This is a genomic window from Oscillibacter sp. (assembly GCF_031978065.1).
Taxonomy (GTDB): domain Bacteria; phylum Bacillota; class Clostridia; order Oscillospirales; family Oscillospiraceae; genus Oscillibacter.
Genome location: NZ_DALZCH010000008.1, coordinates 1 through 11,672, shown reverse-complemented (window position 1 = coordinate 11,672; position 11,672 = coordinate 1). Strand labels below are relative to the sequence as shown.

The following is an 11,672-nucleotide window of genomic DNA, read 5'->3' as shown; positions in this document are numbered from 1 at the left end:
CGGGGGATAGGTTGACACATTCAGCGCAACAAGAACGGAGGTGCTTATATTAATGAAACGACCATTAGCATATATTACCGCCGCATGGTGCGGCGATCACGATACGGACACCAAACAGGCGGCGCAGTATTGCAGGGCGGTCTATGAAGCGGGTTTTTCCCCGATTTGCCCCCTGCTCTATCTGCCCTTATTCCTAAATACCGCTATCCCGGAGGAACACAAAAGCGGCATTGACATGGGCCGTGACCTCTTGCGCCGCTCTCATGTACTGGTAGTGTGCGGCAATGAGGTTGACGAGGATATGAAAAACGACATTGCCATAGCCGGGCGGCTAAATATCACAGCAACCACGCTGGACGGAATTTTGACTGTGAAAACACAGGGTCGGGCGAAACCGCTTGATTAAGCCAACTTCGGGCCAAGTTGGCCCGAAGTGCGAAAGGAGGTAAAAGCCTATGGCAAAAGGCAAAACCACAGCCGAGCCGATTATGGACAATGAGCATGTGAAAGAGCTTCTGGCGGTATTGCGGGAACACAATTCCCCGTCCACAAAGGATTTTCTGGCGGTGTTGAATCAGGTGGGCGCTATGGAAAAACAGCTTGAAGCCGCTGTAAAGGAGCTTGCCGCCATGCGGCAGGAATTAAAAACAGCGCAGGAGCAGAACCACCCGGTTAAGACCGCTTTGCAAAAGGCGGTCATTGTTGCACAGGGACAGGTGCTTGACCTGCGGGAACGGCTTACACAGCTAAAGCAGAATATCATAGACGGTTGTAAAAACGCCGTTGCCGCTTTTAAGGAAACAGGCATTTCCGCTCTGGATAACGTAGCCCGGTTCTTCAAGGTACGTCCCATTCTGGAAACCATGCGGGACACTCTTACAAAGGATATTCAGTATGACGATAAGGCTATTGCCAAAATTGAAGCCATCAGCACCGAATACCATCAGGCCGGGCGGCATTTGAAAAACATGGGCCGGGCCATGCTTGGCAGAGAAGCCTTACAGGAAGCCAAACAGCCCGGTAAGCTGGCGGCGGTCATATCCGCCCCATTCAGGGCCGAGCGTTCCTGCTTTGCCGCCATAAAACGGAATGTTGATAAAACTATTGGCGCAATGTCACGGCTGGAGGAACGGGCGGCAGAGAAAAAACCGTCAATCCGGGAAGTTCTTGAAACCCACAATGAAAAAATTGCACAGGCGAAAAAGGACGCTCCCCCCGCAGAGCGTCCCCGCCCCGCCAATGCGGAGCGGTAAACCACTTCGGGCCAAGTTGGCCCGAAGTCCTCCCGCCTGTGATATTGCCCTATCTGGCAGGAAAGGAGGAATTTCATGCAGGAAGATATAGAACGCCGAACGGTTGCCCTATCCGTCAATGCCACAAAGCTGACGGGCCGGGCGTTGGCGAAGATTTTAGGGGCGGCGGTGCGGAAGATCCAAAAGGACTACCAAAAGGGACAGACCCCACAAGGAAAGCAGAGCGTAAAAAAGCTGATGAACCACGGCGCTTCCACGAAAAGCCTTGACCTCTCCGGGGATACAAAGCTCTTTGACCGTGTAGCCCGGAAATACAATGTGGACTATGCTTTCCATAAGACCGGGCCGAATAAGTACCTGCTGTTTTTTAAGGCAGGACAGGCAGACGCTATTACCGCCTGTTTTGGCGAATACAGCAAGCTGGTACTGAATCGGGGCAAGAACCGCCGCCCCTCTATTCTGGAACAGCTTAAAACCTTTGCAGACCGGGAGCGCACCAAGCCCCGCCAGCGTGAACGAAAACGGGAGGCGGTGCGGAATGAACGATAAAATCCGAAAATATGTATTGCCGAACATTCCGTACTTGTTTGCACTTTGGTTTTTCCTGAAGCTTGGCACAGCCTACCGAATGGCCCCCGGCGCAGACTTCGGCAATAAGCTGATTGGCATAGTGAAAACCATAGGCCCGGCGTTGGAAACCATAGCGCCGGGCCTTGTTCTATCCGATTGGCTGATTGGCCTTGCCGGGGCTGTGATTCTTAGGCTGGTAGTGTGGTATAAGGTAAAAAACGCAAAAAAGTTTCGGAGGGATGTGGAATATGGCTCGGCCCGGTGGGGAACGCAAAAGGACATAAAGCCTTTTATCGACCCCAAATTCAGCAACAACGTGATACTCACAGGCACAGAGTTTCTTACTATGAACACCCGCCCCGCCAATCCCGCCAACGCCCGGAACCTGAATTGTTGCGTGATAGGTTCTAGCGGAAGCGGTAAAACCCGCTTCTGGCTGACCCCGAATCTGCTTCAAGCCCATTCGTCTTATGTAGTGGTGGACCCGAAGGGCGGTATTTTGGGGCAGGTGGGCACTTTTCTTTCAGCAAAGGCGCAGGGGTATAAAATAAAGGTGTTCAATAGTGTGGATTTTTCAAAATCCATGCACTATAACCCCTTGTCATATATCCGAACAGAGAGCGATATTTTGAAGTTTGTAAATGCTCTGATTGAAAATACCAAGGGGGACTGCAAGGAGGGCGACCCGTTCTGGACGAAAAGCGAAACTCTTTTGTATTGCGCTTTAATCGGATATATCGTCTTTGAGGGGCCGGAGGAAGAACGCAATATCAATACCCTTGTGGATATGATTAACAGCATGGAAACAAGGGAAGATGATGAAAATTTCAAGAACGCCGTGGACTATATGTTTATGGGCTTGGAGAAGCGCAACCCCCATCATTTCGCCGTAAGGCAGTATAAGAAGTTCAAATTAGCAAGCGGCAAGACCACAAAATCCATTTTGATTAGCTGTGGCGCACGTTTGGCCCCCTTTGATATTGGAGAGCTTCGGGAGATTACAAGCTATGATGAAATGGAATTAGACCGCATGGGTGACAGAAAAACCGCTACTTTCTTCATCATCAGCGACACCGACACAACGTATAACTTCATAGTTGCCCTTGCCTTTTCGCAGATGTTCAATTTGCTTTGCGAACGGGCCGACACAGTACATGGCGGCAGACTTCCCCATCATGTGCGGGTATTATGGGACGAAGCCGCTAACACGGGACAGGTTCCGCAACTGGAAAAACTGGTTGCCGTTATCCGCTCCCGTGAAATCTCCCTGTGCCTGTTTTTACAGGCGCAGAGCCAACTTAAAGCCTTATACAAAGACCACGCGGAAACAATTATGGGCAATATGGACAGCGTGATTTTTCTTGGTGGGCGAGAACATTCCACCATCAAGGAGCTATCGGAGGTTTTGGGGAAAGAAACCATTTCCATGCAGACGGAAAGCCGAACACGGGGCCAGTCGGAAAGCTACGGACAGAATATGCAGCGGCTTGGCAAAGAGCTTATGACAATGGACGAACTTACCACCATGCCGGGAAACAAGTGTATTCTGCAATTACGAGGATTGCGGCCTTTCCTTTCCCCAAAATATGATTTGAAGAAGCACCCCAATTACGGGCGTACAGCCGAAGCCGACAAGCGCAACACTTTTGACGCTTCAAAGCTGATAAACCGCCGCATGAAAAAGCTCAACCCCAATGAGCAGTATACCCTTTATGAAGTAAGCGCCGAAGCGGAAGCCGCCGCCATAGACGAGGACGAGGACATTCTCAACTATGATGATGTGGACGACCCGGAAGCGTTTGCCTGACTTCGGGCCAACTTGGCCCGAAGTGGAGCCGCCAGAAATGGCGGTTTTTTTGTACCCAAAAACAAAACGAAAAAATGGAGGTAATTAGATTATGGGATTTTTTACGAGTGCAGTTAGTACCTTGCAGACCCTTGTTGTTGCGCTTGGTGCGGGCCTTGCCGTATGGGGAGTTATCAACCTTTTGGAAGGTTACGGGTCCGACAATCCCGGCGCAAAATCGCAGGGCATGAAGCAGCTTATGGCGGGCGGTGGAATTATCCTTTTAGGTACGACGCTTGTTCCTCTGCTGTCCGGCCTGTTTTAAGAGGTTAGCCTATGGATTTTCTCACCGACTGGATAAATGAGTGGATAAAGAGCCTGTTGGTTGATGGTATCATGGACAACTTAGGCGGGCTTTTTGAGAACGTAAACAACCAGATCGGGGAGATTGCGACACAGGTGGGAACCACTCCGGGGGCTTGGAATCCCGGAGTGTTCTCCCTTATCCGCAGCCTATCTGAAACGGTTGTTTTACCCATTGCCGGGCTTGTTCTGACCTTTGTAGCCACCTATGAGCTTATCCAGCTTATCATTGACCGCAACAATCTGCATGACATAGATACTTGGATTTTCTTCAAGTGGATTTTCAAAACAGCGGCGGCGGTGCTGATACTGTCCAATACATTCAATATTGTTATGGCAATATTTGATGTTTCCCAAAGCGTCATAAGCAACGCCGGGGGGCTGATTCAAGGCAGTACGGCGGTAAGCCCCGATATGCTGGACGCTTTTCGTGATGAACTTATGGCAATGGACATTGGCCCCCTGCTTGGCCTGTGGCTTCAATCCTTCCTAATAAAGCTGGTGGTTGTAGCTATCAATATCGTGGTTTTCGTGATTGTCTACGGCAGAATGATTGAAATATATCTGCTCACCAGCTTGGCCCCTGTGCCGATGGCAACGATGGTCAACCGGGAAATCGGACATATGGGCCAGAACTATTTGAAATCCCTGTGCGCCGTTGGTATGCAGGGCCTTTTGATTTTGGTGTGCGTGGGGATTTACGCAAAGCTGGTGCAGAGTATCGCCATCAGCGGCGACCCTATCGGGGCCATATGGACACTGATTGGCTATACTGTCCTGCTGTGCTTCACCATGTTCAAGACCGGGGGCGTTGCCAAATCCATTTTTGGTGCGCATTAACCCCACAGGATAACTTCGGGCCAACTTGGCCCGAAGTGGAAAGGAGTTGCATTAACGTGAGTAATGAAAAGAACACCGTTCCGCAGGAAGCGGAACAGCAACCCGAACAGGCGGCAATGCCGCTGAAACTGGACGTTACCGCCCGGCCCATTGAGCCAAAAGGAAACCTTGTGGGCTTTGCCAGTATCAAATTCAATGGTGCTTTTGTCGTGGAGGATTTCAAGATTTTGCAGAGCGACAAGGGCATTTTTGTGGGTATGCCGAGCAAACCGGATAAGACCAGCAAGACCGGCTACCGGGATACGGCAAAGCCCATTACCGCCGAGTTCCGCAAGGAGCTGACCGGGGCCGTGGTTGCCGCCTATCATGCGGAGGTGGAAAGATTACAAACCCGTGCCGCTGCCGTTACCGCCCCGGAAAAGAAATCTATCCCGGAACAGCTTGCCGAGGGAGCGAAACAGGCGGCGAAAAATGAAGCCGCCCGCCCTGCTCCCGCAAAGGCCAGCAAGGCGAAAAGTGCAGAAAGATAGTATTGTGACTTCGGGCCAAGTTGGCCCGAAGTGGAAAGGAGATTTTTATGTACCAACAGCCCGAACAATCGCCGTGGGGCAAGGTTCAGCATTGCGAAACCCTCTGCCCCGGCGTGTTTCTTGTAAGCACCCCCAGTCACGGCGGCACAATGTTTTCTAAGGATATGGCGGCGGTTCTCTCTCCCGCCGCCCGGAAATGCGGCTTTCGTCACGGCGGCTTTCTCTGCTTTGAGGAAGATTCGCAGGAAGATGTTGCTTTCCGGGAGCTTTTGGATAAAAAGCTGTGGGCTGTTCCTGACCGCATTAAGGATAAGGCCGCTTTTGAGGAAAACATCAATAAATCTATCCGGGAGTACAACCCGGACTATTGGCGTATACGGCAGGCCGGGCTTGAAAAGGCCCCTGCCCGGCAGACTGTTTCTGTCCATAGCACCGAACGCTGACACTTCGGGCCAAGTTGGCCCGAAGTTGGAAAGGAGGATTTTACCCATTGGCATATGTAAGTGTACCAAACGATTTATCGAAAATAAAAACAAAACTGGCGTTTAACCTTACCAAACGCCAGTTAATCTGCTTTGGAGCGGCGGCGGTAATCGGCGTACCCGCCTACCTGTTCACCCGTACCGCCATTGGCAATACCGGGGCTATGTTCCTGATGATTGCCTTTATGCTCCCTTGTTTTTTCTTCGCCATGTATGAGCGTGACGGACTTCCCTTTGAAAAGGTGGTACGGAATATTGTACGCTCCAAATTCCTGTGGCCCACTACAAGGCCATACCGAACCCAAAACATCTATGCCTATTTAAGCAGCCCCGGAAAGGAGGTACAGCAGATTGGCACAAACAAAAACACACCCGCCCATTCCCAAAAGAAGCGCAAAGCCTAAAAAGCGTGGGCCGCAGACCGCACAGCAGACCATTCCCTATAAGGAAATGCTGAAAGACGGTATCTGCAAGGTGCGGGAGGGCTATTACACAAAGACCCTTTCTTATGAAGATATAAATTACGCCGTGGCTTCAACGGACGACCAAAGCACCATTTTTGACGGGTACTGTTCCTTTCTCAATTACTTTGACAGTGCCTTGCCCTTTCAAATGTCGTTCATCAACCACCGCTCCCGGCCCGAAAATCGTTACAGCGTGAACATACCCCCGCAGAATGATGATTGTAACGAGATTCGGCATGAGTTTACCGATATGCTGAAAGGCCAGATTGCCAGAAGCAACAACGGTATTGTTCGCTCCAAGTACATCACATTTGGGATTCAAGCGGACGGAATCAATATAGCCCGGCCCCGGTTGGAGCGTATCGAAGCGGATATTATGGGCAATTTCAAGAAGCTGGGCGTACAATCTTCTTCCCTTTCAGGGCGGGAACGCTTAGAAGTTCTGCACAGCCAGCTCCACCCCGGAGGGCGGGAGCCGTTCCGCTTTTCGTGGGATATGATACCCAAAACAGGAATGGGAACAAAGGACTTTATCGCTCCCACTTCCTTTGACTTTCGCCAAAGCCGCCTGTTCCGTGTCGGTACGACATGGGGAGCGGCGGCCTATATGCAGATTATGGCTTCGGAGCTTTCCGACAAGCTGTTAGCGGAGCTTCTGGAAATGGACGCCGAAATGACCATTACCATGCACATTCAAACGGTAGACCAGACAAAGGCGGTGAAAACCGTCAAGGCCAAACTTTCCGACATAGGGAAAATGAAGATGGACGAGCAGAAAAAAGCGGCAAGGGCCGGGTATGACATTGACATTTTACCCCCTGATTTGCTGACATACAGTAAGGATGCCGCCGCTCTTTTGGCAGATTTACAAAGCCGCAATGAGCGAATGTTCCTGCTTACGTTCCTTGTGGTGAACACGGCCCCCACCCGCCAGCAGTTGGAAAACGACATTTTCACCGTGTCGGGCATTACACAGAAATACAACTGCTTTTTGAAACGGCTGGACTTTCAGCAGGAGCAGGGCTTTATGTCCTCGCTCCCTCTTGGGTACAACGGTATTGAGATACAGCGGGGCATGACAACGAGCAGTACCGCAATCTTTGTGCCGTTTATGACCCAAGAACTCCGAATGGACGGACAGGCGTTGTACTATGGCATGAACGCTCTTTCCCACAATGTTATCATGGCGAACCGCAAAAAGCTGAAATCCGCCAACGGCCTGTATCTTGGCAGTACAGGTTCGGGCAAGAGCTTTTCCGCAAAGCGTGAACTAATCAATGTGTTTCTTGCCACCCAAGACCGCATTATCATTATAGACCCAATGGGCGAATACGCCCCATTGGTAAAACGGCTTGGCGGTGAGGTAATCGACATTTCCCCCGACAGCCCCCACCACATCAATCCAATGGACTTAAAGCTCAATATGACCGCAGAGGACAGCCCGCTTTCCATGAAAGCGGATTTTTTATTGTCCCTTTGTGAACTGATAATCGGCGGCAAAGAGGGCTTACAGCCCATTGAAAAAACGGTGATTGACCGCTGTGTGCGCCTTGTGTACCGGGAGCTTGCCCTTGGTATCGGGGACGGGAAAATGCCCTTGTTGCAAGACCTGTATGAAACCCTGTGCCAGCAACCGGAACCGGAAGCAAAACGAATTGCAACCGCTCTGGAGCTTTACTGCACAGGTTCCCTCAATATGTTCAACTTCGCCACCAACGTACAGACCGACAAGCGGATTATCTGTATCGTGCTGAAAAGCATGGGCGAAAACCTCCGCAAAATCGCTATGCACATTACCAACGAGCTTGTGACACAGGCGGTTGACGAAAACTTTTCGGCTGGCCTTGCGACTTGGTGCTATTATGATGAATTTCATATTTTGTTGCAGGACGCACTTTCCGCAAGCTATTTTGTGCGTGTCTGGAAAATGCTCCGTAAAAAGGGCTGTGTGCCAAGTGCGCTCACGCAGAACGTGAAGGATTTGCTTGCAAGCCGTGAGGTAGAAAATATCTTTGACAACAGCGATTTTATGATACTGCTGGCGCAGGCACAGGCAGACCGGGCAATCCTCGCCAAACAGCTTGGTATCTCCGAACACCAGCTTTCCTATATCGCCCACAGCAACCCCGGTGAAGGACTTTTGTTCTTCGGCAGTACCACCATTCCTTTTGTAGACCGTTTTCCCCGTGGTGAGATATACAATCTACTAACCACTCGCCCGGAGGACATAGCAAGGGAGGGCAAAAATGGAGGATAAAGGCCGCAAGGGGTCATTAGGCCGTTTGCCGTTTGAGCATGAGGAACGGGAGGCAACTTCGGGACAACTTGGCCCGAAGTCGGGAAAGCTCCGCCAAGACAGCGAAGCACCCCGCCCCTCTGAACGCCTGTGGCGTGATGGAGAACCGCCGCCCGGTGGTGAATCCGCCGGGGACGGGGCCGCTCCCCATACTGGCCCTGCTAATAAAAAGGAGGCAGAAAACGGTAAGCGCATGGAGAAATCCAAGCTCCGCATGGAAAAGAGCGACGAAAAGCTGAATACCGCCCGTGAGAAATTGGCGGCGCAGAAGCCACAGAAGAAGCCCGGCCCCATCAAAACCGTGGGCCGGGCCGCAACACATCAGACTTGGCGGTATGTGCATGGCAAAATTCATCAGGTAGAACGTGAAAACGTAGGGATTGAAGCGGCTCACAAAACCGAGCTTGCCGGGGAACATCTTATCCGGGGCGGTACTCGCTTTATCAAAAAGCGTATCCGTACCCGCCCGGCCCGGCAGGTTCGTAAGTGGGAACGAAAAACCCTTAGCGCAAAAGCCGATTATGCCTACCGCCAGTTGGTGCAGGAAAATCCGGGGCTGAAAAGCAATCCGCTTTCCCGGCTGTGGCAAAAGCGACAGCTAAAAAAGCAGTACCGCAAACAGGCGAAGGAGGCCGCTTAAACAGGCGCAAAGGCGGCAAAGAAAACGGCGATCACAGTGAAAAATATTGCCGGGGCCGCATGGCGGTTTGTGCGGAGCAATCCCAAAATCATACTGCTTGCGGCTTGCCTGTTCCTGCTGATTGTGGTCTTGCAATCCTGCATGGGAGCGCTTACCACCATTGGCAACGGCCTAATTGGAGCTGTAGGCGGCACTTCCTATGGTTCATCAGACAGCGATATTGAAGCCGTGGAAGCCGACTATACCGCATTGGAAACCGCCCTACGGGAAAAGCTGGCCCGGATAGAAAGGGATTATCCGTCCTATGACGAGTACCGTTATTCGGTAGACGAAATCGGCCATGACCCCTTTGAGCTTGCTTCTTACCTGACCGCCAAATATGACGATTACACCCCTGCAAAGGTTGAGGCCGAGCTTCAATATCTTATTCAGCAACAGTATACTCTTACCATCACGGAAACCGTGGAGGTACGCTACCGCACTGAAACCCGCACGGACACATGGACGGAAACCGACCCAGAAACCGGGGAAACCACGACCCATTCCGACACCTATGAGGTGGAGGTTCCCTACAACTACTATATCCTCAATGTGACCTTACGAAACAACTCGCTTGGGGCTGTGGCCCTTGCCAATCTCGACCCGGAGCAGACCGAACGCTACCATGTGTCCCAAAAGACCAAAGGCAACCGTCCGAATCCCTTTGAGGGCAATATCTATACCCACCCCGGCGAATACACGGATTACGACATACCGCCAGCGGCTCTTGCTGACCCGGCCTTTGCGGCCCTGATTGCAGAAGCGGAGAAATATTTGGGCTACCCTTACGTTTGGGGCGGTTCCTCTCCCTCCACTTCCTTTGACTGTTCGGGCTTCGTGTCGTGGGTAGTCAATCACAGCGGCTGGAATGTGGGGCGGCTTGGAGCGCAAGGGCTGTTTAACATCTGTACGCCTGTGTCCTCTGCCAATGCAAGGCCGGGAGATCTGATTTTCTTTGTAGGAACCTATGACACCCCCGGCGTATCGCATGTGGGCATTTATGTAGGCGGGGGAATGATGTTGCATTGCGGAAATCCCATCAGCTATACCTCTATCGAAACCAACTACTGGCAATCTCACTATTATTCTTTCGGGCGTTTGCCCTGATATTTGGAGGTGGTATCTTGAACCCAAAAATTGAGCGTGTAAGCAAGGACATACAAAAAACAAAGGACAAAATCAATGAGTTTCAAACAAAGCTGCGGGAACTGGAAAAGCAGAAAACCGAGCTTGAAAACATGGAAATCGTGGACGCCGTGCGGGGCATGGACATTTCTCTGACCGACCTTGCAACCCTGTTGAAAGCGGCAAAATCAGGAGGCACCACTTCGGGCCAAGTTGGCCCGAAGTCGGAACCGCCCACCAACACAGAAACGGAGGAAATCGAAGAATGAAGATGAAACCCAAAAAACGTATATTAACCTTGCTTGCCGCCGCTATGCTCTGCATGGCGGCTTTTCCTTTGACCGCCTATGCTGGTGGCGGTGAGGAAATTCCGGAGGAAGTGACGGAAATCCCGGCCCCGGAACAGAAACAAGAGCCGGTAGCAGCGCCCAACCCCTTCACCCCTGCCGGGACCGGAACCGTCATTGACAACGCCACGGACGAGGACGGGAAAGAGTTTTACACCATAATGACTCCAAGTGAAAACGTGTTCTACCTGATTATCGACAAGCAGCGGGAGCAGGAAAATGTCTATTTCCTCAATGCTGTAACAGAAAAAGATCTGCTGGCCCTTGCGGAAAAATCCGGGGAAACGGAAGAACCCGCCGAGCCTGCAACACCTGCAACCTCTGTTACACCGGAGCCGACACCGGAACCCGCCCCCGAACCGGAAAAAGGCGGTAACGGCATGATGATTGTCGTTGTCCTGGTGTTGCTGGCTGGAGGTGGGGCCGGGTATTACTTCAAGGTTTACCGCCCGAAGCAGGAACGGGCCGATAATGCCGAGGACGATTACAGCGAATATGAAGATGACCCCTATGCAGAACAGGAGGACGACAGCGTACCGTGGGACGAGAACGAAGCCGGGGTCGACAGCGAGGACGGTGACGCATGAATTTCACCGATAACCCCTTTGAACGAATGATGAAACAGAAACCCCGGCCTATGCGCCCAGCCCCACCGAAAAAGCCGCCGCCCGGTTCCCCCTGCTATGGCTGTTCTTACTGGAGGGGGATTCCCTGCTTGGGGATATGCTACCGGGAGTTGACCCTTTCCAGAACTTCGGGCCAACTTGGCGCGAAGTTGGAGGGAGGGCAAAGTCATGGATAGCCGAGAGCTGACCCGTGGGGAACGAGCGGCTAACCGAAAGCTGGTCACTTTCATGTGCGCCAACTATGAAAGGGAATACGGATGTCTGGCCCTTGACTATGGCGGCTGTTATAGGCGGGATAAATGGCGGGCGGG

13 protein-coding genes and 1 pseudogene are annotated in these 11,672 nt (G+C 51.9%); all 14 read left to right on the top strand.

The window, feature by feature from the left end:
• The first annotated feature begins 52 nt into the window (after window positions 1-52).
• Window positions 53-406 (top strand): hypothetical protein, encoded by a 354-nt coding sequence (locus RTK01_RS02205; protein ID WP_010723027.1) that lies wholly within the window; start codon window positions 53-55, stop codon window positions 404-406.
• Window positions 407-455: 49 nt separating this feature from the next.
• Window positions 456-1,253 (top strand): DUF6674 family protein, encoded by a 798-nt coding sequence (locus tag RTK01_RS02200; protein WP_312279404.1) that lies wholly within the window; start codon window positions 456-458, stop codon window positions 1,251-1,253.
• Between the two features lie 75 nt (window positions 1,254-1,328).
• Window positions 1,329-1,802, top strand: a complete 474-nt coding sequence (locus RTK01_RS02195) for a PcfB family protein (RefSeq protein WP_312279403.1) — start codon at window positions 1,329-1,331, stop codon at window positions 1,800-1,802.
• Window positions 1,792-3,630 (top strand): VirD4-like conjugal transfer protein, CD1115 family, encoded by a 1,839-nt coding sequence (locus RTK01_RS02190; protein WP_312279402.1) that lies wholly within the window; start codon window positions 1,792-1,794, stop codon window positions 3,628-3,630. The genes RTK01_RS02195 and RTK01_RS02190 overlap by 11 nt, the downstream gene beginning before the upstream one ends.
• 91 nt (window positions 3,631-3,721) lie before the next feature.
• Complete coding sequence (locus tag RTK01_RS02185; RefSeq protein ID WP_010723056.1) at window positions 3,722-3,934, top strand: Maff2 family mobile element protein; 213 nt, start codon at window positions 3,722-3,724, stop codon at window positions 3,932-3,934.
• Between the two features lie 11 nt (window positions 3,935-3,945).
• Window positions 3,946-4,812, top strand: coding sequence for a VirB6/TrbL-like conjugal transfer protein, CD1112 family (locus RTK01_RS02180; protein WP_312279401.1), 867 nt, complete (start codon window positions 3,946-3,948; stop codon window positions 4,810-4,812).
• Between the two features lie 56 nt (window positions 4,813-4,868).
• Window positions 4,869-5,342: a septation protein SpoVG family protein gene (locus tag RTK01_RS02175; protein WP_312279400.1), complete on the top strand. Its 474-nt coding sequence runs from the start codon at window positions 4,869-4,871 to the stop codon at window positions 5,340-5,342.
• 47 nt (window positions 5,343-5,389) lie between these two features.
• Complete coding sequence (locus tag RTK01_RS02170; RefSeq protein WP_397352155.1) at window positions 5,390-5,785, top strand: DUF7007 domain-containing protein; 396 nt, start codon at window positions 5,390-5,392, stop codon at window positions 5,783-5,785.
• Window positions 5,786-5,832: 47 nt separating this feature from the next.
• Window positions 5,833-6,228, top strand: coding sequence for a PrgI family protein (locus RTK01_RS02165; protein ID WP_312279399.1), 396 nt, complete (start codon window positions 5,833-5,835; stop codon window positions 6,226-6,228).
• Window positions 6,176-8,545, top strand: coding sequence for a VirB4-like conjugal transfer ATPase, CD1110 family (locus RTK01_RS02160; RefSeq protein ID WP_397352153.1), 2,370 nt, complete (start codon window positions 6,176-6,178; stop codon window positions 8,543-8,545). The genes RTK01_RS02165 and RTK01_RS02160 overlap by 53 nt, the downstream gene beginning before the upstream one ends.
• A 253-nt stretch (window positions 8,546-8,798) precedes the next feature.
• A pseudogene (locus RTK01_RS02150) lies at window positions 8,799-10,370 on the top strand (CD1108 family mobile element protein).
• A gap of 17 nt (window positions 10,371-10,387) precedes the next feature.
• The gene (locus RTK01_RS02145; protein ID WP_312279396.1) at window positions 10,388-10,657 is read left to right on the top strand and encodes a DUF4315 family protein; all 270 of its coding nucleotides are present in this window, start codon (window positions 10,388-10,390) and stop codon (window positions 10,655-10,657) included.
• Window positions 10,654-11,322, top strand: coding sequence for a DUF4366 domain-containing protein (locus RTK01_RS02140; protein ID WP_397352151.1), 669 nt, complete (start codon window positions 10,654-10,656; stop codon window positions 11,320-11,322). The genes RTK01_RS02145 and RTK01_RS02140 overlap by 4 nt, the downstream gene beginning before the upstream one ends.
• 207 nt (window positions 11,323-11,529) lie before the next feature.
• On the top strand, window positions 11,530-11,672 hold a 143-nt coding region (locus tag RTK01_RS02130), incomplete at its 3' end, for a cysteine-rich VLP protein (RefSeq protein ID WP_397352171.1).

Coding starts and splice junctions, on each gene's coding strand:
- RTK01_RS02195 (WP_312279403.1), top strand. CDS start 1,329: ATGCAGGAAGATATAGAACGCCGAACGGTTGCCCTATCCGTCAATGCC.
- RTK01_RS02180 (WP_312279401.1), top strand. CDS start 3,946: ATGGATTTTCTCACCGACTGGATAAATGAGTGGATAAAGAGCCTGTTG.
- RTK01_RS02190 (WP_312279402.1), top strand. CDS start 1,792: ATGAACGATAAAATCCGAAAATATGTATTGCCGAACATTCCGTACTTG.
- RTK01_RS02140 (WP_397352151.1), top strand. CDS start 10,654: ATGAAGATGAAACCCAAAAAACGTATATTAACCTTGCTTGCCGCCGCT.
- RTK01_RS02170 (WP_397352155.1), top strand. CDS start 5,390: ATGTACCAACAGCCCGAACAATCGCCGTGGGGCAAGGTTCAGCATTGC.
- RTK01_RS02200 (WP_312279404.1), top strand. CDS start 456: ATGGCAAAAGGCAAAACCACAGCCGAGCCGATTATGGACAATGAGCAT.
- RTK01_RS02185 (WP_010723056.1), top strand. CDS start 3,722: ATGGGATTTTTTACGAGTGCAGTTAGTACCTTGCAGACCCTTGTTGTT.
- RTK01_RS02205 (WP_010723027.1), top strand. CDS start 53: ATGAAACGACCATTAGCATATATTACCGCCGCATGGTGCGGCGATCAC.